This window comes from Vogesella sp. LIG4 (genome assembly GCF_900090205.1).
Classification (GTDB): domain Bacteria; phylum Pseudomonadota; class Gammaproteobacteria; order Burkholderiales; family Chromobacteriaceae; genus Vogesella.
On sequence record NZ_LT607802.1, the window covers coordinates 1,874,068 to 1,894,009 of the forward strand.

At 64.3% G+C, this 19,942-nt stretch carries 22 protein-coding genes; 9 read left to right on the forward strand and 13 right to left on the reverse strand.

Features of this window, described 5'->3' with window-relative positions:
- Positions 1 to 62: 62 nt before the first annotated feature.
- The 5 genes from murA to PSELUDRAFT_RS08780 form a co-directional block, all read right to left on the reverse strand.
- On the reverse strand, positions 63 to 1,319 hold the full coding sequence (gene murA, locus PSELUDRAFT_RS08760) for a UDP-N-acetylglucosamine 1-carboxyvinyltransferase (protein WP_088966481.1): 1,257 nt from the start codon (positions 1,317 to 1,319) through the stop codon (positions 63 to 65).
- Positions 1,320 to 1,328: 9 nt separating this feature from the next.
- A complete protein-coding gene (locus PSELUDRAFT_RS08765; RefSeq protein ID WP_088966482.1) occupies positions 1,329 to 1,574 on the reverse strand; it encodes a BolA family protein in 246 nt (81 codons plus the stop codon).
- Positions 1,575 to 1,649: 75 nt separating this feature from the next.
- Positions 1,650 to 2,405 carry an ABC transporter permease gene (locus tag PSELUDRAFT_RS08770; protein WP_088966483.1) on the reverse strand — a complete coding sequence of 252 codons (756 nt, stop codon included), beginning with the start codon at positions 2,403 to 2,405 and terminating at the stop codon, positions 1,650 to 1,652.
- Positions 2,405 to 3,310: an ABC transporter ATP-binding protein gene (locus PSELUDRAFT_RS08775; protein WP_088966484.1), complete on the reverse strand. Its 906-nt coding sequence runs from the start codon at positions 3,308 to 3,310 to the stop codon at positions 2,405 to 2,407. The genes PSELUDRAFT_RS08770 and PSELUDRAFT_RS08775 overlap by 1 nt, the downstream gene beginning before the upstream one ends.
- Positions 3,311 to 3,357: 47 nt before the next feature.
- The gene (locus tag PSELUDRAFT_RS08780) at positions 3,358 to 4,005 is read right to left on the reverse strand and encodes a TetR family transcriptional regulator (RefSeq protein ID WP_088966485.1); all 648 of its coding nucleotides are present in this window, start codon (positions 4,003 to 4,005) and stop codon (positions 3,358 to 3,360) included.
- Positions 4,006 to 4,308: 303 nt separating this feature from the next.
- Between PSELUDRAFT_RS08780 and PSELUDRAFT_RS08785 the strand changes: the two genes are divergently transcribed.
- From PSELUDRAFT_RS08785 to PSELUDRAFT_RS08795, 3 genes are read left to right on the forward strand one after another with little or no spacing between them, the layout of a single operon-like run.
- Positions 4,309 to 5,481, forward strand: coding sequence for an efflux RND transporter periplasmic adaptor subunit (locus PSELUDRAFT_RS08785; RefSeq protein ID WP_088966486.1), 1,173 nt, complete (start codon positions 4,309 to 4,311; stop codon positions 5,479 to 5,481).
- Between the two features lie 18 nt (positions 5,482 to 5,499).
- Positions 5,500 to 8,628 carry an efflux RND transporter permease subunit gene (locus PSELUDRAFT_RS08790; RefSeq protein WP_088966487.1) on the forward strand — a complete coding sequence of 1,043 codons (3,129 nt, stop codon included), beginning with the start codon at positions 5,500 to 5,502 and terminating at the stop codon, positions 8,626 to 8,628.
- Positions 8,618 to 10,000, forward strand: coding sequence for an efflux transporter outer membrane subunit (locus PSELUDRAFT_RS08795; RefSeq protein WP_088966488.1), 1,383 nt, complete (start codon positions 8,618 to 8,620; stop codon positions 9,998 to 10,000). The genes PSELUDRAFT_RS08790 and PSELUDRAFT_RS08795 overlap by 11 nt, the downstream gene beginning before the upstream one ends.
- 230 nt (positions 10,001 to 10,230) lie before the next feature.
- Here the strand turns inward: PSELUDRAFT_RS08795 and PSELUDRAFT_RS08800 are convergent, their stop codons facing one another.
- From PSELUDRAFT_RS08800 to dapC, 8 genes are all read right to left on the reverse strand, one after another.
- Complete coding sequence (locus PSELUDRAFT_RS08800; RefSeq protein WP_088966489.1) at positions 10,231 to 11,061, reverse strand: VacJ family lipoprotein; 831 nt, start codon at positions 11,059 to 11,061, stop codon at positions 10,231 to 10,233.
- On the reverse strand, positions 11,058 to 11,357 hold the full coding sequence (locus tag PSELUDRAFT_RS08805; RefSeq protein WP_088966490.1) for a lipid asymmetry maintenance protein MlaB: 300 nt from the start codon (positions 11,355 to 11,357) through the stop codon (positions 11,058 to 11,060). The genes PSELUDRAFT_RS08800 and PSELUDRAFT_RS08805 overlap by 4 nt, the downstream gene beginning before the upstream one ends.
- Positions 11,354 to 11,965, reverse strand: coding sequence for a phospholipid-binding protein MlaC (locus PSELUDRAFT_RS08810; protein WP_088966491.1), 612 nt, complete (start codon positions 11,963 to 11,965; stop codon positions 11,354 to 11,356). Before PSELUDRAFT_RS08810 ends, PSELUDRAFT_RS08805 begins: the two co-directional genes overlap by 4 nt.
- Before the next feature lie 34 nt (positions 11,966 to 11,999).
- Complete coding sequence (gene mlaD / locus PSELUDRAFT_RS08815; protein WP_088966492.1) at positions 12,000 to 12,494, reverse strand: outer membrane lipid asymmetry maintenance protein MlaD; 495 nt, start codon at positions 12,492 to 12,494, stop codon at positions 12,000 to 12,002.
- Positions 12,495 to 12,507: 13 nt separating this feature from the next.
- Positions 12,508 to 13,290 (reverse strand): lipid asymmetry maintenance ABC transporter permease subunit MlaE, encoded by a 783-nt coding sequence (gene mlaE / locus PSELUDRAFT_RS08820; protein WP_179947580.1) that lies wholly within the window; start codon positions 13,288 to 13,290, stop codon positions 12,508 to 12,510.
- Entirely contained in the window at positions 13,290 to 14,102 is an 813-nt protein-coding gene (locus tag PSELUDRAFT_RS08825) for an ABC transporter ATP-binding protein (protein WP_088966493.1), read from the reverse strand. Before PSELUDRAFT_RS08825 ends, mlaE begins: the two co-directional genes overlap by 1 nt.
- A 179-nt stretch (positions 14,103 to 14,281) precedes the next feature.
- Positions 14,282 to 15,103 carry a 2,3,4,5-tetrahydropyridine-2,6-dicarboxylate N-succinyltransferase gene (gene dapD / locus PSELUDRAFT_RS08830; RefSeq protein ID WP_088966494.1) on the reverse strand — a complete coding sequence of 274 codons (822 nt, stop codon included), beginning with the start codon at positions 15,101 to 15,103 and terminating at the stop codon, positions 14,282 to 14,284.
- A 55-nt stretch (positions 15,104 to 15,158) separates the two neighbouring features.
- Positions 15,159 to 16,340, reverse strand: coding sequence for a succinyldiaminopimelate transaminase (gene dapC, locus PSELUDRAFT_RS08835; protein ID WP_088966495.1), 1,182 nt, complete (start codon positions 16,338 to 16,340; stop codon positions 15,159 to 15,161).
- A gap of 58 nt (positions 16,341 to 16,398) precedes the next feature.
- Here dapC and PSELUDRAFT_RS08840 point away from each other — a divergent pair, with 58 nt between their 5' ends.
- From PSELUDRAFT_RS08840 to PSELUDRAFT_RS08865, 6 genes are all read left to right on the forward strand, one after another.
- A complete protein-coding gene (locus tag PSELUDRAFT_RS08840; protein ID WP_088966496.1) occupies positions 16,399 to 17,325 on the forward strand; it encodes a DMT family transporter in 927 nt (308 codons plus the stop codon).
- A gap of 13 nt (positions 17,326 to 17,338) precedes the next feature.
- Positions 17,339 to 17,824 (forward strand): GNAT family N-acetyltransferase, encoded by a 486-nt coding sequence (locus PSELUDRAFT_RS08845; protein WP_231895345.1) that lies wholly within the window; start codon positions 17,339 to 17,341, stop codon positions 17,822 to 17,824.
- Between the two features lie 72 nt (positions 17,825 to 17,896).
- A complete protein-coding gene (locus PSELUDRAFT_RS08850; protein ID WP_088966497.1) occupies positions 17,897 to 18,205 on the forward strand; it encodes a helix-turn-helix transcriptional regulator in 309 nt (102 codons plus the stop codon).
- A 14-nt stretch (positions 18,206 to 18,219) separates the two neighbouring features.
- A complete protein-coding gene (locus PSELUDRAFT_RS08855; protein WP_088966498.1) occupies positions 18,220 to 18,756 on the forward strand; it encodes an ArsI/CadI family heavy metal resistance metalloenzyme in 537 nt (178 codons plus the stop codon).
- Positions 18,749 to 19,243, forward strand: coding sequence for an arsenate reductase ArsC (locus PSELUDRAFT_RS08860; RefSeq protein ID WP_088966499.1), 495 nt, complete (start codon positions 18,749 to 18,751; stop codon positions 19,241 to 19,243). The genes PSELUDRAFT_RS08855 and PSELUDRAFT_RS08860 overlap by 8 nt, the downstream gene beginning before the upstream one ends.
- A complete protein-coding gene (locus PSELUDRAFT_RS08865; protein ID WP_088966500.1) occupies positions 19,240 to 19,938 on the forward strand; it encodes an MIP/aquaporin family protein in 699 nt (232 codons plus the stop codon). Before PSELUDRAFT_RS08860 ends, PSELUDRAFT_RS08865 begins: the two co-directional genes overlap by 4 nt.
- The last annotated feature ends 4 nt before the right edge of the window (positions 19,939 to 19,942 follow it).

The window sequence follows — 19,942 nt, forward strand, 5'->3', positions numbered from 1 at the left end:
AAGTGCATGTTTAAAAAATAAAAGCCCCTTGCGGGGCTTTTGTGGTTTTCCTGCCGAGCAGCTCAGCTGACGCGGCTGATGTTGGCGCCTACACCGTTGAGCTTGGCCTCGATGTGCTCGTAGCCACGGTCCAGGTGGTAGATGCGGTCCACGGTGGTTTCACCTTCGGCCGCCAGGCCGGCAATCACCAGGCTGGCGGAGGCGCGCAGGTCGGTCGCCATTACCGTGGCGCCGGACAGCTTGTCCACGCCCTTGACGATGGCGGTGTTGCCTTCCACTTCGATGTTGGCGCCCATGCGGTTCAGTTCCGGCACGTGCATGAAGCGGTTCTCGAAGATGGTTTCGGTCATCACCGCCGCACCTTCGGCGATGGTGTTGAGCGTCATCATCTGCGCCTGCATGTCGGTAGGGAAGCCCGGATGCGGCATGGTGCGCACGTTGACGGCTTTCGGGCGGCGCTTCATGTCCAGCGAGATCCAGTCGTCGCCGCACTCCACCACGGCGCCGGTTTCCACCAGCTTGTCCAGGATCACGTCCATGGCGCGCGGCGCGGCATTGCGCAGCACCACGTGGCCCTGGGTCATGGCGGTGGCCACCAGGAAGGTGCCGGCCTCGATGCGGTCCGGCATCACCGAGTATTCGGCGCCGTGCAGGCGCGGTACGCCTTCCACGATCATCTTGTCGCTGCCGATGCCCTGGATACGGGCACCCATGGCGACCAGGCAGTTGGCCAGGTCCACCACTTCCGGCTCGCGCGCGGCGTTTTCCAGGATGGTGGTGCCTTCGGCCAGTGCGGCGGCCATCAGCAGGTTCTCGGTGCCGCCCACGGTGACCATGTCCATCACGATGTGCGCGCCACGCAGGCGCTTGGCCTTGGCTTTCACGTAGCCGTGCTCGATGGAGATCTCGGCACCCATGGCCACCAAGCCCTTGATGTGCTGGTCCACCGGGCGGCTGCCGATGGCGCAGCCGCCGGGCAGCGACACGGTGGCCTCGCCGTAGCGGGCCAGCATCGGGCCCAGTACCAGGATGGAGGCGCGCATGGTTTTCACCAGGTCGTACGGTGCCACCAGGGTGTCAAGGTTGGCCGCAGTGATTTCCACTTCGTGCACATTGTCGGTCATCACCCGCACGCCCATGCCCTGCAGCAGTTTCTGGGTGGTGAATACATCGCGCAGCATCGGTACGTTGGCGAGCTTGAGCGTGTCGGCGGTCAGCAGACCGGCGCACAGGATGGGCAGGGCGGCGTTCTTGGCGCCGGAGACACGGATCTCGCCGTTGAGCGGGCCGGTGCCGCCCTGGATTACCAGTTTGTCCATTATCGGGATTCAGCCTTGTTGTTGCGCCCACTCTTCGGGGCTCAGCGTTTTCATCGACAGCGCGTGGATTTCCGCACGCATGCGGTCGCCCAGCGCCTTGTAGACGAGTTGATGTCGCTGGACACGGTTGCGGCCGGAAAATTCCGGGCTGACGATAACTGCATCGAAATGGGTGCCGTCATCGCCGTTGACCTGGATGAAGTCGCAGGACAGGCCGGCGCTGATGACGTCCTGAATGTAATTTGCACTAACCATGGGAATATCCTGTCTGAAAGCGGTATCACGGGCGCCGGGCGGCAGTCTGCGCTGCACCGCGGCGCACTGGGGTTGTTATTGGCGTAATTTGTAGCCGCTGCGCAGCAAATGCAAGGCCCAGCCGGACAGTAGCAGGAAACTGCCACCCACCACGGCCGTGGCCAGCCACGGCGATACGTCGGCCTGGCCGAAGAAGCCGTAGCGGAAGCCGTCGATCATGTAGAACACCGGGTTCAGGTGCGATACGGCCTTCCACAGCGGCGGCAGGCCGGTGATGGAGTAGAACACGCCGGAAAGAAAGGTCAGCGGCATGATGATGAAGTTCTGGAACGCCGCCAGCTGGTCGAACTTGTCGGCCCAGATGCCGGCGATGATGCCGAGCGTGCCCAGCACGCCGCAGCCCAGTGCGGCGAAGATCAGCACCCACAGCGGGTTGGCCGGCAGCGGCAGGCCGAACCAGGCGGTAACCAGCAGCACGCCGCTGCCCACCACCATGCCGCGCACCACGGCTGCCAGTAGGTAGGCGGCGAAGAATTCCAGCGGCGACAGCGGCGGCAGCAGCAGGAACACGATGTTGCCGGTGATCTTGGACTGGATCAGGCTGGAGGAGCTGTTGGCAAACGCGTTCTGCGCCATGCTCATCATCGCCAGACCTGGAATCAGGAAGGCGGTGTAGCTCACGCCCGGGTAGGCTTCCACGTGGCGCGACAGCACGTGCGAGAAGATCAGCTGGTACAACAGTGCGGTGAGCACCGGCGCCGCCACGGTCTGGAACGCTACCTTCCAGAAGCGCAGGATCTCTTTCTTGAACAGGGTCATGAAGCCTTGCATCAGTTCTTTGCTCCGTTCATCAGTTCCACGAACACCTGTTCCAGGTCGGTTTCGTGCACCGACAGTTCGCGTACTTCCACGCCGGCCAGGCGCAATTCACGCAGCACCTCTTCCAGACGGCCGATTTCCGGCAGGGTAAGCAGCTGGCGGCCGTCGGTTTCGCGGGCCTGGAAGCTTGCGGCCAACGTTGCCGGCAGCGGCGCGGACAGCTTCAGCGCGATCTCGCGGCTGGCACTGCGCGCCAGCAGTTTGTCCTTGGCCTCCAGCGCGATCAGGCGGCCCTTTTTCATCATGGCGATGCGGCTGCACAGTGTTTCGGCTTCTTCCAGGTAATGGGTGGTGAGCACGATGGTGTGGCCGGCGTCGTTCAGTTCCTGCACGAAGCTCCACAGGCTCTGGCGCAGTTCCACGTCCACGCCGGCGGTGGGCTCGTCCAGCACGATGACCGGCGGGCGGTGCACCAGTGCCTGCGCCACCATCACCCGGCGCTTCATGCCACCGGACAGCGCGCGCATATTGGTGGCGGCCTTGTCGGTGAGGCCGAGCTTGAACAGCAGCTCGTCGATCCAGGCGTCGTTATTGCGGATGCCGAAGTAGCCGGACTGGAAGGTGAGGGTCTCGCGTACGGTGAAGAACGGGTCGAACACCAGTTCCTGCGGCACCACGCCCAGCTTCATGCGCGCGGCGCGGGTGTCGCTCACCGCATCGTGGCCCATGATGCGGATGCGGCCGCTGTCCGGGCGGGACAGGCCGCCCATGGCGGAAATCAGCGTGGTTTTGCCGGCGCCGTTGGGGCCGAGGAGGGCGAAGAACTCGCCGTGTTCTACAGTAAAGCTGATGTCATCCAGGGCCTGCAGCGTGCCGAAACGCTTGCTGACCGACTCGATGCTGATCGCGTGGCTCATGCGGTGATCTGGCTGTCAAAGCGGGAAAGCCCGGCAGTATACGCGAATCAGTCGTTGCCTGCAGGAGCGTCAAGCCAGCAGTTGTCCTGGAAAATCCCGACAAAATAAGGGCTTAACAGCTTGGTGATATGTTGCTGAACAGTGTTGTCTTCGATATTGATCATCCAGCTGTGGCAAAGCCCGCCATACAGCGAGTGCAAACCCAGTGCCGCCAGTTGCGGCTGGACGCCGGCGCGCAGCTGGCCGGCGGCCGCGGCCTCCTCCAGTACCTGCTGCAGCTTGGCTTGTTTTTCCAGGTTCCAGCTGATCTGTTCCAGCAGCAGCGGCGCCATTTCGCCCACCTGTTCGCAGCCGATATGGTGGATGGCGCAGATGCGGCGCATGCGCTCGTTGTTGTGCACCAGATCGAACAGGGCCAGGGCGTGGCGCCATAGCCGGGCGGCCGGGGTATAGCGCCGGTCATGCAGCGCGACCTCCATGGCTTGCAGCTCGGGCTTGATGCGGTCGCAAATGGCGGTGAACAGGTCCAGCTTGTTGGCAAAGTGCCAGTAGATGGCGCCGCGGGTCAGGCCGGCTGCCGCGGCGATTTCGGCGAGCGAAGTCGCCGCCACGCCCTGTTCGTGGAACACGCGCTCGGCGGTATCCAGCAGCAGGTGGCGGGTCAGTTCAGCTTCTTCTCTAGTCTTGCGGGCCATGATGGTGACAGGGTTTTTGCGGCGGGCGTAAGCATAGCGCAAAGCGTGCTTCGTGCTGCCGACAGATTTACATACGTACGTGAATGTATGTATTATTCGCCATTATTGCCAAGCTGCCAATGTCCTTTTTGTCACTACCGACCCCCACTGGCTAGTGATATGTTCCTGGCATTGTGAATGCCAGTGTGGCACTGGCCATTATCTGCACTAGTTTGAACAAGACGGCTTCGCCGCAGCGACAGACTCCGTACACACCGATTCAACAAAAGCAATATCAGGACCCTCACCATCAAGGAGCCTTACGTGATAACCATCAAGCCCCTACACACGCTTGCCCTTGTGCCGCTGGCCGTGCTGTTGGCCGCATGCGGCCAACAGCAGGCACAGCATGCCGGCATGGGCGGCAACATGCCACCGATGCCGGTGACCACCGTGGCCATGCAGCCGGCGGACGTGCCGGTAAGCGCCGAATACGTGGCGCAGACCAGCGGCTCGCGCGAAGTGGAAGTACGCGCCCGCGTGTCCGGTATCCTGCAAAAGCGTACCTATACCGAAGGTTCGGCGGTGAAGGCCGGCGACCTGCTGTTCCAGATCGACCCGGCGCCGTACCTGGCGGCGGTAGAGCAGGCCGATGCCTCGCTGAAGCTGCAGGAGGCCAACCTGATCCGTGCACAGCAGGATTACGACCGGGTACTGCCGCTGTTCAAGGAAAACGCCGTCAGCCAGAAAGACCGCGACGATGCGGTGGCTGCGCTGGCCACCGCCAAGGCGTCGGCCGCGGCCGCGCGTGCGGCGCTGAAGACCGCGCAGATCAACCTGGGTTACACCCGCGTCACCGCGCCGATTTCCGGCGTCACCAGTGCCGAGGTGCGTTCCGAGGGCAGCCTGGTGCAGTCGGGCGAAGGCACGCTGCTGACCAAGATCTCGCAGCTGGAGCCGATCTACGTGAAGTTCTCGCTGTCCGACAACGACCTGCTGAAGAGCCAGAATCTGGTAGCCAGCGGCAAGCTGCGCCTGCCGCCGGGCGGCCACTACCGCGTGGCGCTGAAGCTGCCGGACGGCAGCCTGTATGACCGCGAAGGGGTGATCGATTTCGCCGACCGCGTCATCGACCCGGCTACCGGCACCTCGGCTACCCGTGCCACCTTCGCCAACCCGAAAGGCGTGCTGCGTCCGGGCCAGTTCGTGCGCGTGCAGCTCAAGGGCGCCACCCGCGTCGGCGCACTGGTGGTGCCGCAGCAGGCGGTACTGTCCACCCAGCAGGGCAAGATGGTGTGGGTAGTGGGCAAGGACAACAAGGTGGAGCCGCGTCCGCTGCAAGTGGCGGACAGCACCGCCGTCAGCGGTGGTTTCATCGTGGAGAGCGGCCTGAAAGCGGGTGACCAGGTGATCGTGGACAACCTGATCAAACTGCGTCCGGGCGCGACCGTTGCACCGCACGCCGGCCAGGCCGCTCCGGCCCCGGCGCAGGGTTAAGGCGGGGGAACCGACACCATGTTTTCTGCCTTTTTCATTCGTCGGCCGATCTTCGCCTCGGTATTGTCCATCGTCATCGTGCTGGCCGGCTTCTTCGGCATGCGCTCGCTGCCGATCGAGCAGTACCCGCAGATCGTGCCGCCATCGGTGGCGATTACCACCGCTTACCCGGGCGCTTCCGCCGAAGTGATCGCCGAAACCGTGGCTTCGCCACTGGAGCAGGCCATCAACGGCGTGGACGACATGCTGTACCTGCAGTCGTCCAGCTCCAGTAACGGCCGGCTCACGGTAACGGTCACTTTCAAGATCGGCACCAACCCCGACCAGGCCGCCATCAACGTCAACAACCGCGTGCAGTCGGCACTGTCCTCGCTGCCGGAAGAAGTGCGGCGCCAGGGCGTGAACGTGCGCAAGCAGGCGGCCACCTTCCTGCAGGTGGTGGCGCTGTATTCGCCCGACCAGCGTTTCGACACCCTGTTCATGAGCAACTATGCGCTGCTGAACGTGGTGGACGAGCTCAAGCGTATTCCGGGTGTGGGCCAGGTGACCAACTTTGCCGGCCAGGACTACGCGATGCGTATCTGGCTGAAGCCGGATCGTCTGGCACAGCTGGGCATGACGCCGACCGACGTGGCCAAGGCGATCCGCGAGCAGAACGCGCAGTTCGCGGTGGGCAAGATCGGCGCCACGCCGACCGAAGGCAAGCCTGACTTCACCTACACCATCACCACCAAGGGCCGCTTCACCGACGTGGCCGAGTTCGAGAACATCATCCTGCGTGCCGGCAGCGAAGGCGCCAAGGTACGCTTGAAGGATGTGGCTCGGGTGGAGCTGGGGGCGCTGTCCTACGACTTCTTCGGCCGCTACAACGGCAAGTCGACCATCCCTATCGGTATCAACCTGGCGCCGGGCGCCAACCAGCTGGATACCGCCAAGGCGGTGGAAGCCAAGATGGCCGAGCTGTCCACCCGCTTCCCGCAGGGTCTGTCCTACGTGATTCCGTATGACACCACCCGTTTCGTGGAAGTGTCGATTCACGAGGTGGTGCAGACGCTGTGCGAGGCGATGATCCTGGTATTCGCCGTGGTGTACCTGTTCCTGCAGAACTGGCGCGCCACGCTGATTCCTGGCCTGGCGGTGCCGGTGTCCATCATCGGTACCTTTGGCGGCATGTATCTGCTGGGCTATTCCATCAACACGCTGACGCTGTTTGGCATGGTGCTGGCCATCGGTATCGTGGTGGATGACGCCATTGTGGTATTGGAGAACGTCGAGCGCATCATGATGCAGGAGGGCAAGCCACCGTACGAGGCCACCCTGCAGGCAATGAAGGAAGTAAGCGGCCCGGTAGTGGCCATCGTGCTGGTGTTGTGTGCGGTGTTCATCCCGGTGGCCTTCCTTGGCGGTATCGCCGGCGAGATGTATCGCCAGTTCGCCATCACCATTGCCATTTCGGTAACCATTTCCGGCATCGTGGCGCTGACGCTGACCCCGGCCCTGTGCGCGCTGATGCTCAAGCCGGAGCACCAGCACAGCAACCGCTTCTTCGATGCGTTCAACCACCTGTTCGAGCGCCTCACCGGCCGTTACAGCCGTGGCGTGGCCTTCCTGCTGCGCCGCGCGGTGCTGGCCATGATGATCTTCGGTGTGCTGATCGGTGCTTCGGTATGGCTGTTCAAGCTGGTGCCGACCTCGCTGGCGCCGGATGAAGATCAGGGTTACATCATTGCTGCCACCATCCTGCCGGACGGCGCGGCCATCAACCGCACGCTGGACGTGATGAACCGCTTCGACAAGCAGATTGCGGCCAACCCTGCGGTGAAGGACGTGATGAGCTTTGCCGGCTTCGACATTCTGTCCGGTTCCAACCGCAGCAACACCGGCGTGACCTTCATCACCCTCAAGCCATGGGACGAGCGCAAGACGCCTGGCCTGTCGGCGCAGGCAGTGGTGGGGGACGTGTTCGGCAAGGGCATGCGCGTACCGGAAGGCCTGGTACTGGCATTCAACCCGCCGCCGATCTCCGGCATGTCGTCCACCGGCGGTTTCGAAGCCTATCTGCAGAACCGTGCCGGTGCATCGGCCGGCGACCTGGCTGGCATGGCGCAGAAGCTGATGCTGGCGGCCAGCAAGCGGCCGGAACTGGCCGGGGTGCAGACCACCTTCTCCGCCAACGTGCCGCAGCTGAACGTGAAGCTTGACCGCGACAAGGCCAAGGCGCTGGGTGTGGCGGTGAGCGATGTGTTCGATGCCATGAGCAGTACCTTCGGCTCGCTGTACGTTAACGACTTCAGCAAGTTCGGCCGCATCTTCACCGTGCAGCTGCAGTCCGAGGCGGCCTACCGCAGCAGCGTGTCCGACATGGCCAATGTGTTCGTGCGTTCCAGCAGCGGGCAGATGGTGCCGCTGACTTCGCTGGTGACAGTGGAGCAGACCACCGGTCCGGAGATCGTCGAGCGCTTCAACGCCTTCCCGGCAGCCAAGTTCGTGGGCGGCCCGGCACCGGGCTACAGCTCGGGCCAGGCGCTGGCGGCCATGGAGCAGGTGGCGCAGGAAGTGCTGCCGGAAGGCTACACCCTGGCGTGGACCGGTTCGGCGTTCCAGGAAAAATCCACCGGCGGTTCGTCCTCCATGGTGTTCGTGGTGGCGCTGATCATGGTGTTCCTGATCCTGGCGGCGCAATATGAGCGCTGGAGCCTGCCGATTGCGGTGCTGACCGCGGTGCCGTTCGCGGTGTTCGGCGCGCTGCTGGCAACCTGGCTGCGCGGCCTCGCCAACGACGTGTACTTCCAGGTGGCGCTGGTGACGCTGATCGGTCTGGCGGCCAAGAACGCGATTCTGATCGTGGAATTCGCGGTACTGAAGATGGAGGAGGGCATGAGCCTGTCGCAGGCAGCCATTGAGGCGGCCAAGCTGCGCTTCCGCCCCATCGTGATGACCTCGCTGGCCTTCATTCTGGGTTGTGTGCCGCTGGCCATCTCCAGCGGTGCCGGCTCCGCCAGCCGCCATGCCATCGGTACCGGCGTGATCGGCGGTATGTTGGCCGCAACCTTTATTGCCGCGCTGTTCATCCCGCTGTTCTTCAAACTGATCATGCAACTGAGCCAAGGCAAACAGAAAAAGGAAGGAGCCGAGCATGAAGCCTAAACACGCCCTGATGCCGCTAATGGTGGCGCTGGCGCTGTCCGGCTGCGCCGCGGTCGGCCCGGATTACCAGCGCCCGGCGCTGGAGTTGCCGGCCGGCCAGCAGGTGGCCAAGGTGGATGCCCGCTGGTGGCAGAGCTTTGGCGATGCCCACCTCAACGCGCTGATCGACGAAGCGCTGCAGTACAACCGCGATCTGCGCCAGGCTGGCGCCCGCGTCGAGGAGGCTGCCGCCTCGCTGGACAGCGCACGTGCCAGCCGCCTGCCGCAAGTCACCGCCAATGCCGGTGCCGCCCGTGCCCGTACCTCGCAGTACAGCAGCGGGGCCGGCGCCATCGGCGACCAGTACAGCGCCTCGCTGAATGCCAGCTGGGAGCTGGATCTGTGGGGCAAGCTGTCGCGCCAGCGCGAAGCGGCTGCGGCCAACCTTGCGGCCAGCGAGTACGGCCTGGATGCGGTGCGGCTGTCGCTGGCCGCACAGGTCAGCGATGCCTACTTCCAGCTGCTGGCCTTCGATAGCCAGCTGGCGGCGGCGCAGGCCACGCTGAAGGGGCGCGAGGACAGCTTCACGCTGCGCCAGAAGCGCTTCAACGGCGGCATGACTTCCGAGCTGGAACTGAAGCAGGCCGAGGCCGAGCTGGCTGCCGCGCAGGCGGCGGTGCCCAAGCTGGCGCAGGCGGTGGACAAGAGCGAGCATGCGCTGGCGGTGCTGGTGGGGCGTTCGCCGCGCCAGCTGATGCAGCAACCGGTGCGTGGCCAGCTGCAGGACAGCCTGGTCGAGGTGCCCTCGGTGCCAGCCGATCTGCCGTCCGACCTGCTGCTGCGCCGCCCGGATATCGCGGTGGCCGAGCAGCAGCTGATCGCTGCCAACGCCCGCATCGGCGTGGCACGTGCTGCCTACTTCCCCAGCATCGGCCTGTCTGCCGGCATCGGCAGCGAAAGCTTCAAGCTGTCGCAGTTGTTCAGCGGCCCGGCGCAGATGTGGAGTTTTGCCGGCAACCTGGCCGCGCCGATCTTCAATAACGGCGCCATCGCCGCCGACGTTTCCGCCGCCACTGCGCGGCAGAAGCAGGCGCTGGCCGGTTACGAGAAGGCGGTGCAGTCGGCCTTTGCCGACACCCTGGATGCGCTCACCGCAGTGCGTAGCAGCCGCGAAACTGAGCTGGCCCAGCGCAAGCAGCTGGATGCCGTGCGCGAAGCGTTCCGCCTGGCGCGGCTGCGCTACGACAACGGCTACAGCAGCTATCTGGAAGTACTGGATGCCGAGCGCAGCGTGTTCCAGCTGGAGCAGTCGCTGGCCGACGCCCGCCTGGCACGGCTGCAGGCAGCGGTCGGGCTGTATACCGCCCTGGGCGGCGGCTGGCAGGGTAACTGACGCCGTTTGCAGCAAAGACAAGGCCACCGCATTGCGGTGGCCTTTTGGTTGCAGATCAGCTATCTCGTTCTGGTGCTGCCGGAGCCGGCAGAACCGGGCCGCTCCAGCCAGGTACCTGCATCGGCAGCCTTCCCGTTTACATGACAAAGCCCTTCCGCTACGCGCAAGGGCTTTGTTAACAATAAGGGCACCGCATTGCGGTGGCCTTTTGGCATGGAGTGTGATGCGGCTTATTGCGCGGCGGAGGCGGCTGCAGGTGCTGCGGCCGCCGGTGCCGATGCCGCGGGGGCCGAGGCGTCCGGGCTCACCAGATCGTCGATATTGTCGCTGTCGGCAGGCGTCGCACCAGGCGTGGCAGGCGTATCGCCCTGCTGGGCGCCAGCCGGCTGGTAGCCTACCTGGGTATTGCGGTACTGCAACCAGGCATCGCGCATATAGCTGTACGGATCCAGCGCCGCCTGCTGCAGGGTGTCGTCCAGGCCCAGGATCTGTTCGCGGTTGCTGACACCCTTGACCACGTTGGCCACGTTACGCTCCGACTGGCTGTGGAACACGAGCCTGTGCGGGTCGGCAATGGTCATGTTGGCGGCGGTGCTCAGGCCGTCACGGATGGTGGACGGGCCAAACAGCGGCAGCACCAGGTAGCTGCTGTTCTTCCAGCCGTAGTGCGCCATGGTGTCGCCCAGCGTGGCCGGGTCGCGCTTGAGCCCCATCGGCGTGGCGATATCGATCAGCCCGAACAGGCCGAAGGTGCTGTTGAAGGTGACGCGCATCATATCGTTGAGCGTCTTCTTGCCCTCGAGCTGTGCACCGTGGTTCACCATGCTGTAGACGTCTTCCAGGTTATGGAAGAAGTTGCTGACGCCGGTGCGTACCGGCTGCGGGGTAATGAAGCGGTAGCCTTCCGCCGCCGGCTTCATTACATAGCGATCCGCCTTGTCGTTGAACTGGTAGATGGCCCGGTTCATCGGCTCCAGCGGGTCCTGCGGGTTGCTCGGGTGAGTGGCACAGGCGGCCAGCAACAGGCAGCCGGCCAGCGGCAGGGCGGTACGCGTTTTCATTCTTGTTCTCCAGGCATGCCCAGCAAGCCAGCCACGCCATACAGCTGTGCCTGGCTTGCCAGCGATGCCGGCAGATGCTGCAACACGAGTTCCCCGCCACGCTGCTGCTGCTGGCGCAGTGCGCCCAGCAGCATGGCCAGCGCCGCGGCATCGGCCTTGTCCACGGCAGACAGGTCAAGGCGCAGCTTGCCGCCCTGCATTGCCTGCATCAGTTGCGGCTGGATGCCGGCAACGGTGTCCATGTCGAGGATGCCGCTCAGGGCCAGCTGGCCGTCGGCGGGGCGGGAGAGACTCATGCCGGTTTACCGTTGGTGTCGTTCTTGTCTTTCAGCTGCTTGATCAGGCCGTCGATGCCGTTCTTGCGGATCTCTTCGCCGAACTGGGTGCGGTACACGGTAACCAGGCTGGCGCCTTCCACGCTGACGTTGAAGATCTTCCAGCCCTGGCTGCCCTTGTACAGGGTGTAGTCGATGCTGACGTTCTTCTTGTCGGCATTGCCCGGCAGGGTCACTTCGGATTTCACCACCGCTTCACGGCCACCGTTGTTGAACTGGGCAGTCGGCTTCACGTCGATCTGCGCGCTCTTGAAACGCACCATGGTGGAGGAGTAGGTGCGCACCAGCAGGGTCTTGAACTGGGTGGCCAGCTGTTCCTGCTGCGCAGGGTTGGCCGCACGCCAGTCCTTGCCTACCGCCAGCGCGGTCATGCGGGTGAAGTCGATCAGCGGCAGCACCATGGTTTCCACCTGCTCGCGTACCTGGCGGGTGTTCTTGCCGTTTTCCTTCTTCAGGATGTCCATCGCCTTTTGCGAGGTGTCCTGTACCAGGGCAACGGGTTCTTCGGCAGCCAGGGCCGGGGCGGCCAGGCCAAGCAACAGCAGCAGGGAGGTAAGCAGCTTTTTCATGATGTGTATCTTTCTGGATTATGGGTGTTTCAAGTTACTGGCTCTGGCTGGCATCGCCACCAGTTTTTTGTGCCGGCTTGTCGGAGAAGCTGGTCATGAACTTGCCGATCAGCTGTTCCAGCACCATCGCCGACGAGGTGATGGTGATGTGGTCGCCGCTCTTCAGGTTGTCCGGGTCACCGCCCTGGGTCAGGCCGATGTATTGCTCGCCCAGCAGGCCGGCGGTGAGGATCTCGGCGCTGGTATCGCGGCTGAACTGGTACTTGCTGTCCAGGGTGAGGGTAACGTCGGCCACGTAGCGCTTGGTATCCAGCGCGATATTGCTGACGCGGCCAACCACCACGCCGGACGATTTCACCGGTGCCTTCACCTTCAAACCGCCGATATTGTCGAAGTCGGCAACCAGGGTATAGGTGTTGCTGGCGCTCTGCGGGGTGAGATTGGCCACTTTCAGCGACAGGAAAGTGACGGCCGCAATGCCAAGCGCAACAAACAGACCAACCCACAAATCAATAGTAGAACGTTTCATTTCGTGTTGATTCCTAGAACATGAAGGCCGTCAGGATGAAATCCAGCGCCAGGATGACCAGCGCAGACGTCACCACGGTGCGGGTGGTGGCGGACGAGACGCCGGCCGCGGTGGGCGTGGCGTCGTAGCCTTCGAAAACGGCAATCAGGGTAACGGCCATGCCGAAGAACAGGCTCTTGATCAGGCCGTTGACTACGTCGGAGTGCAGGTCGACGTTGCTTTGCATCTGCGACCAGAAGGTGCCCTTGTCCACGCCTATCATCACCACGCCTACCAGGTAGCCGCCGAAGATACCCATCACGTTGAAGATGGCGGCCAGGATGGGCATGGAGATCACGCCGGCCCAGAAGCGCGGCGCCACGACGCGGGCGAGGGGGTTCACCGCCATCACGCTCATGGCTTCCAGCTGTTCGGTGGCCTTCATCAGGCCGATTTCGGCGGTCATCGCCGAGCCGGAACGGCTGGCGAACAGCAGCGCCGCCAGCACCGGGCCCAGTTCGCGCAGTAGCGACAGCGCCACCAGCGCGCCCAGTGCGTCGGAGGAGCCGAAGCGCGCCAGGGTGTTGTAGCCCTGCAGGCCCAGCACCATGCCGACGAACAGGCCGGACACCACGATGATGATCAGCGACAGCACGCCGGAGAAATACACCTCGCGGATGGTGAGCTGGAAGCGCAGCAGGCTCTGGCCGGAGTTGAGCAGGATGGCCAGCAGGAAGCGGCTGGCAAAGCCCAGGCGCCAGATGGCGTTGATTACCAGCGCGCCCAATTGGCGGAACGGGGAGAGCAGTTGTTCCATCAGGCGTTCCCCCGCAGGCCGAAAGACTGTGCCAGCGACTCGGTGGCCGGGTAGGCAAAATGCACCGGGCCATCCGGCTCGCCGGTGACGAACTGCGCCAGCCACGGCGATTCGGCGTGGCGCACCTGTTGCGGCGTGCCCTCGGCCACGATGCGGCCGTTGGCGACGAAATACACGTAATCGACGATGTCCAGCGACTTGTGCACGTCGTGGGTGACCATGATGGAGGTGGTGCCCAGCGCGTCGTTGAGCTTCTTGATCAACAGCGCGATGGTGCCCAGCGAAATCGGGTCGAGGCCGGTGAACGGCTCGTCGTACAGCATCAGCTGCGGGTCGAGCGCGATGGCGCGCGCCAGCGCGATGCGGCGTGCCATGCCGCCGGACAGCTCGGCCGGCATCAGGCCCTCGGTGCCGCGCAGGCCGACGGCGGCCAGCTTGAGCAGCACCAGGTCGCGGATCACGCTTTCCGGCAGGCGGGTAAGCTCGCGCAGCGGAAACGCCACGTTGTCGAATACGGAAAGGTCGGTAAACAACGCACCGAACTGGAACAGCATGCCCATGCGGCGGCGGTGCTGGTACAGCTCGGCATTGCCCATGCGGCCAACGTCATGGCCATCCACCAGCACCTCGCCGTGCTGGGCGCGGATCTGGCCGGATATCAGGCGCAGCAGCGTGGTCTTGCCGCTACCGCTGCCACCCATGATGGCAATCAGCTTGCCGCGCGGAATCGACAGCGACACATCCTGCAGGATGGGGCGGTCGTTGTAGGCGAAGCTGACGTTGCGAAGGGTGATGAAACTGTCGGAAGACACAAATCAGTCCTGTGTGTACACAAAAACAGGGAGCCGCAATCACGACTCCCTGTTCGCATTTTATCCGCCTTGTGTGCGGTGCGCCAAATGCCAATGCGCTAATCCTGTTGGAAAAATGTTACCGGGGGTGACAAATTTTCTGATCAAGCCGTAGCAGATCAAGGATTTTCCGGCTGGACTCAGACGCCGCGCAGCAGATCGTTGATGCTGGTCTTGCTGCGGGTCTGCGCATCCACCTTCTTCACGATCACCGCGCAGTACAGGCTGTGGCTGCCATCCTTGGACGGCAGGCTGCCGGATACCACCACCGAGCCCGGCGGAACCTTGCCGTAGTGCACTTCGCCGGTTTCGCGGTCGTAGATCTTGGTGGACTGGCCGATGAACACGCCCATGGAGATCACCGAGCCTTCGCCCACGATCACGCCTTCCACCACTTCGGAACGGGCGCCGATAAAGCAGTTGTCCTCGATGATGGTCGGGTTGGCCTGCAGCGGCTCCAGCACGCCGCCGATGCCCACGCCGCCGGACAGATGCACGTTCTTGCCGATCTGGGCGCAGCTGCCCACGGTAGCCCAGGTATCCACCATGGTGCCTTCATCGACGTAGGCGCCGATGTTGACGAAGGATGGCATCAGCACGGTGTTCTTGGCCACGAAGCTGCCCTTGCGCGCTACGGCGCCCGGCACGGCGCGGAAGCCGGCGTCGCGGAACTGCTGTTCGTGCCAGTCGCCGAACTTGGTGTCCACCTTGTCGAAGTAGCGGCTCACGCCGTCGTCCATCACTTCGTTGTCGCGGATGCGGAACGACAGCAGCACTGCCTTCTTCACCCACTGGTTGACGACCCATTCGCCGTCGATCTTCTCGGCAACGCGCAGGTGGCCGTTGTCCAGTTCGGTGATCACCTGCTCGATGGCGGCTTTCAGTTCCGGCGATACGCTGGACGGGGTGATGTTGGCGCGGTCTTCGAACGCGGCCTCGATGATGGGCTGGATCGGGTGCATGTGGTTGAGTCCTTTACTTATATGAATCGTTGTCATGGGGGTATCCGGTGAGTGTTCAGCGTACAAAGTGTTCGATGCGCCCGGCCGCAGCCACGCATTCGGCCAGCGGCGCCACCAGCGCCAGGCGTACGCGGCCGGCGCCGGGGTTCACGCCGTGGGCATCGCGTGCCAGGAAGCTGCCGGGCAGCACGGTAATGTGTTCGCGGGCAAACAGCTCGCGGGCGAAGGCGGCATCGTCGCCGCCGGGCACTTCCGCCCACAGGTAGAAGCCGGCGTCCGGGCGGCTCACCGGCAAGACCTTGCCGATGCGCTCGGTCACCGCGGCGAACTTGGCGGCGTAGGCGGCGCGGTTCTCCACCACGTGCGCTTCGTCGTTCCAGGCGGCGATGCTGGCTTCCTGCACGGTCTGGCTCATGGCGCTGCCGTGGTAGGTGCGGAACAGCAGGAATTTTTCCAGGATGGCGGCATCGCCGGCCACGAAGCCGGAGCGCAGCCCCGGCGCATTGGAACGCTTGGACAGGCTGGTGAACATTACCAGGCGCTCGTGGCCGCGGCCCAGCAGGCGTGCGGCTTCCAGGCCGCCCAACGGCGGGGTGTCGAAATAGATCTCGGAATAGCACTCGTCACTGGCGATGACGAAGCCGTAGCGGTCGGACAGCGCGAACAGCTCGCGCCAGTCATCCAGCGACATCACCGCGCCGGTGGGGTTGCCCGGGCTGCACACGATCACCACCTGGGTGCGGCGCCAGATTTCCTCGCTGACACTGCCCCAGTCCGGCTGGAAACGGTTGGCCGCAACACAGTTCACGTAATGGGGAACTGCCCCGGCGAGCAGTGCGGCGCCTTCATAAATCTGGTAGAAGGGATTGGGCGAAATCAATACCGGTTGCGTTTCGCCACGCGGGTCGATGACTGCCTGCACGAAGGAAAACAGCGCTTCGCGGCTGCCGCACACCGGCAGCACTTCGCGCGCCGGGTCCACCGTTACCTGGTAGCGGCGTTGCAGCCAGTTGGCGCAGCTGCGGCGCAGCGACTCGCTACCCAGCGTGGCGGGGTAGGCGGCTAGGCCGTCCAGGGCATTGATCAGTGCCTGTTTCACCACTTCCGGTGTCGGGTGTTTGGGCTCGCCGATGGACAGGTTGATGTGTGGCTTGTCCGCCGGTGGCGTCACGCCGGCCAACAGTTGGCGCAGGCGCTGGAACGGGTAAGGGTGCAGCAGGTCGAGATGCGGATTCAACGCGATTTCCTTGCAAGGATTTGCGGTGCAACAAAAACAGCAATATTAAGAAAACACTATGGATTTTGTAAAACAAAAGCTGCTTGCCGTCAGCTGTGCAATTACCACGGCACTGGTATGGGGATTGATGTGGTACCCGTTCCGCCACCTGCATGGTGTCGGCTTCACCACTGCCGCCACCTCGTTGTCGGTGTATATCGTCGCCACCGTGGCAGGCGTCATCATCTATCGCGAGGTGTTCCGCCGCGAGGCGCGATTCGAACCGATCTTGCTGCTGCTCGCCTTCCTGTATGGCTGGTGCAATTTTGCCTACACCTGGGCGGTGGCCGAGGGCGAGGTGATGCGCGTGCTGCTGCTGTTCTACCTGTCGCCGCTGTGGAGCGCGCTGTTCTCGCGCCTGCTGCTGCACGAGCGGCTCAGCCGCATCGGCTGGCTGGTGGTGGCGATGTCGCTGCTGGGGCTGGTGGTGATCCTGTACCGCCCCGGCCTGTTCAACGGGCAGTTCTTCTCCAGCCGTGCCGACTGGCTGGCGCTGTCCGGCGGCATCAGCTTCGCGCTGGGCAATGTGCTGTCCAAGCGTGCGCACGGCCTGCCGGTGGCGCTGAAATCGGCGATGGTGTGGCTGGGCGTGGCCGGCTGCGGGCTGGTGTCGCTGCTGTGGCGCGGCCAACTATGGCACGAGATGTCGCAGCTGCTGCAGCCGGATGTGCTGTTCATCGTTCTGGCGCTGGGCGCCACCCTGCTGGCTACCAGCATCATCTCGCTGCACGGGCTGTCCATCCTGCCGGCTACCCAGGTGATGACGCTGATGCTGCTGGAACTGGTGTTCGCCGCCATTTCCGCCTACTTCCTCGCCGGCGAGGCGATGAAGACGCAGGAGCTGATCGGCGGGCTGCTGATCGCCAGTGCCAGCCTGATGTCCGGGCGTATCGTGCAGAAGAAGCCGGCCGCGGCGGCGGTGATGGCGGCGGCTACCGATCACTGAAGCAGGAGGCAGCATGTTGATACGCAAGATGACGGAGGCGGATTTTCAGCGCTTCTGGCCGGTGTTCCAGGGCGTGATCGCGGCGCAGGATAGCTACGCCTTTGCGCCGGACATGACGCTGCAGCAGGGCTGGCAGCTGTGGGGCGAGCTGCCGCTGCAGACCTGGGTGGCAGAGGACGACGGCGAGCTGCTGGGCAGCTATTTCCTGAAAGCCAATGCCGCCGGGCCCGGCAGCCATGTTGCCAACTGCGGCTACATGGTGTCGCCGGCGGCGCGCGGGCGCGGCATTGCCGCGGCCATGTGCGAGCACTCGCAGCAGCAGGCGCGCGAGGCCGGCTTTCTGGCGATGCAGTTCAACAGCGTGGTGGCCAGCAACAAGGTGGCGGTGGCGCTGTGGCAGAAGCTCGGCTTTGCCATTGTCGGCCGCGTGCCGCTGGCCTACCGGCATCGCGAGCTGGGCCTGGTGGACATCCTGGTCATGCACAAGCAGCTGGGCTGAGAGCGGTCGCGGCTTGACGCCGGCCGGTGCGTGGCGGCACAATCCGTTCAATATTTTCATTATTGTCGAAATATGGAATCAACACTTGTCGTCAGGATGTTGGCCGCATTGGCGCAGGAAACACGGCTGGCGGTTTTTCGCCAGTTGGTGGAGGCCGGCCCGGCCGGGCGTGCCGCCGGCGAGCTGGCCACGGCGCTGGATTGCGCGCCGGCCACGCTGTCCTTCCATCTCAAGGAACTGGTGCATGCCGGGCTGATCGCCGGCCGGCAGGAAGGCCGCTTCGTGATCTATGCGGCCAACTTTGCCGCCATGAACGGCCTGCTGGGTTACCTCACCGATAACTGCTGCCAGGCATCGCCGGCCGACGGCTGCGGCTGCTGAACAGGAGAGCTGTCATGAAACGCATGCATATTCACGTCGCGGTGGATGATCTGGCTGCCAGCATCCGCTTTTACAACGCCTTGTTCGGTGCCGAGCCAACGGTGCACAAGCCGGATTACGCCAAGTGGATGCTGGACGACCCGCGGGTCAACTTCGCCATCAGCCAGCGCGGTGCCCGGCCAGGGCTGGATCACCTGGGCATCCAGACGGAAAGCGCCGAGGAACTGGCAGAGCTGAAGCAGCGCATCGATGCCGCCGGCCTGGCGGCGCTGAGCGAGGAGGGGACCACCTGCTGTTACGCGGTATCCGACAAGCACTGGCTGCAGGACCCGTCCGGCATCGCCTGGGAGAGCTACCACACGCTGGACACGGCGCCCACCTACAACACCGCGCCGGCTGCCGTTGCGGCCAACCCCGACAGCTGCTGCGCCCCCGCCAGCGGCGCGATCAGCGAGGCCGCCTGCTGCGCGCCGGCACCGCAGCGGGTGCAGCTGATCGCGCGCAAGAACATCGAAGCCACCGTTTCCAGGGAAAGGAAGTCCCGTGACTGACAAGGTTTACAACGTACTGATCCTCTGCACCGGTAACTCGGCGCGCAGCATTCTGGGCGAGGCGCTGATCAACAACCTGGGCCAGGGGCGCTTCCGGGGCTACAGCGCCGGCAGCCAGCCCACCGGCAAGGTGAACCCCTACGCGCTGAAGACGCTGGAAAAGCATGGCATCGCCACTGCCGGCTACCGCAGCAAGAGCTGGGACGAATTCGCGCTGCCGGATGCGCCGCAGATGGATTTCGTGTTTACCGTGTGCGGCAATGCCGACGGCGAAGCCTGCCCGGTGTGGCCGGGGCACCCGATGCGCGCGCACTGGGGGGTGGAAGATCCGGCCGGCGTCGGCAGCAACGACGAAGAAGCGATGGCGGCGTTCGCCAGGGCGTTCATGATTCTCAAGCGCCGGGTGGAGCTGTTCATGTCGCTGCCGGTGGACAAGCTGGACGCGCTGGCGTTGAGGCAGAAACTGGCGGAGATCGGCAAGCAATGAATGCGCGTGCATACGTGGCGGAAGCGCTGGGCACGGCGCTGCTGCTGGTGGTGGGGCTGGGCTCCGGCATCATGGCGCAGCAGCTGGCGGGCGGTAACGTGGCGCTGGCGCTGCTGGCCAATACCCTGGCCACCGGCGCCGGGCTGCTGGTGCTGATTACCGTGTTCGCGCCGCTGTCGGGCGCCCACCTCAACCCGGCGGTGAGCCTGGTTATGGCGCGATGCGGCCAACTGCCGTGGCGGCAATTGCTGCCTTATGTTGCCTGCCAGCTGGCCGGCGCGCTGGCCGGGGTGCTGCTGACGCATGCCATGTTCGATCTGCCCTTGTTGCAGGTGGCGCAGCATGCGCGTACCGGTTGGTCGCAATGGCTGTCCGAGGCGGTGGCCACTGCCGGCCTGCTGCTGGTCATCTTCGGCGCCATGCGCCATGCCGGCGAGCGCATTCCGCTGCTGGTGGCGCTGTATATCGTGGCCGCTTACTGGTTTACCGCGTCATCGGCATTTGCCAACCCGGCCATCACGCTGGCGCGTTGCCTCAGCGATACCTTTGCCGGCATCCGCCCGCAGGATGTGAGCGGCTACGTGCTGGCGCAGCTGGCCGGTGCGCTGCTGGGCGGCAGCCTGGGCAGCTGGCTGTTCGCCACGCCGCCGGTGCGGCAGGCCGCCACGGCAGCGGTGTCCGATCTGGCGGGATAGCAGC

Excerpts from the sequence above, each read along its gene's own strand:
- murA (WP_088966481.1), bottom strand. The coding sequence starts at position 1,319 with ATGGACAAACTGGTAATCCAGGGCGGCACCGGCCCGCTCAACGGCGAG.
- PSELUDRAFT_RS08765 (WP_088966482.1), bottom strand. The coding sequence starts at position 1,574 with ATGGTTAGTGCAAATTACATTCAGGACGTCATCAGCGCCGGCCTGTCC.
- PSELUDRAFT_RS08770 (WP_088966483.1), bottom strand. The coding sequence starts at position 2,405 with ATGCAAGGCTTCATGACCCTGTTCAAGAAAGAGATCCTGCGCTTCTGG.
- PSELUDRAFT_RS08775 (WP_088966484.1), bottom strand. The coding sequence starts at position 3,310 with ATGAGCCACGCGATCAGCATCGAGTCGGTCAGCAAGCGTTTCGGCACG.
- PSELUDRAFT_RS08780 (WP_088966485.1), bottom strand. The coding sequence starts at position 4,005 with ATGGCCCGCAAGACTAGAGAAGAAGCTGAACTGACCCGCCACCTGCTG.
- PSELUDRAFT_RS08790 (WP_088966487.1), top strand. The coding sequence starts at position 5,500 with ATGTTTTCTGCCTTTTTCATTCGTCGGCCGATCTTCGCCTCGGTATTG.
- PSELUDRAFT_RS08795 (WP_088966488.1), top strand. The coding sequence starts at position 8,618 with ATGAAGCCTAAACACGCCCTGATGCCGCTAATGGTGGCGCTGGCGCTG.
- PSELUDRAFT_RS08800 (WP_088966489.1), bottom strand. The coding sequence starts at position 11,061 with ATGAAAACGCGTACCGCCCTGCCGCTGGCCGGCTGCCTGTTGCTGGCC.
- PSELUDRAFT_RS08805 (WP_088966490.1), bottom strand. The coding sequence starts at position 11,357 with ATGAGTCTCTCCCGCCCCGCCGACGGCCAGCTGGCCCTGAGCGGCATC.
- PSELUDRAFT_RS08810 (WP_088966491.1), bottom strand. The coding sequence starts at position 11,965 with ATGAAAAAGCTGCTTACCTCCCTGCTGCTGTTGCTTGGCCTGGCCGCC.
- mlaD (WP_088966492.1), bottom strand. The coding sequence starts at position 12,494 with ATGAAACGTTCTACTATTGATTTGTGGGTTGGTCTGTTTGTTGCGCTT.
- mlaE (WP_179947580.1), bottom strand. The coding sequence starts at position 13,290 with ATGGAACAACTGCTCTCCCCGTTCCGCCAATTGGGCGCGCTGGTAATC.
- dapD (WP_088966494.1), bottom strand. The coding sequence starts at position 15,103 with ATGCACCCGATCCAGCCCATCATCGAGGCCGCGTTCGAAGACCGCGCC.
- PSELUDRAFT_RS08840 (WP_088966496.1), top strand. The coding sequence starts at position 16,399 with ATGGATTTTGTAAAACAAAAGCTGCTTGCCGTCAGCTGTGCAATTACC.
- PSELUDRAFT_RS08845 (WP_231895345.1), top strand. The coding sequence starts at position 17,339 with ATGTTGATACGCAAGATGACGGAGGCGGATTTTCAGCGCTTCTGGCCG.
- PSELUDRAFT_RS08850 (WP_088966497.1), top strand. The coding sequence starts at position 17,897 with ATGGAATCAACACTTGTCGTCAGGATGTTGGCCGCATTGGCGCAGGAA.
- PSELUDRAFT_RS08855 (WP_088966498.1), top strand. The coding sequence starts at position 18,220 with ATGAAACGCATGCATATTCACGTCGCGGTGGATGATCTGGCTGCCAGC.
- PSELUDRAFT_RS08865 (WP_088966500.1), top strand. The coding sequence starts at position 19,240 with ATGAATGCGCGTGCATACGTGGCGGAAGCGCTGGGCACGGCGCTGCTG.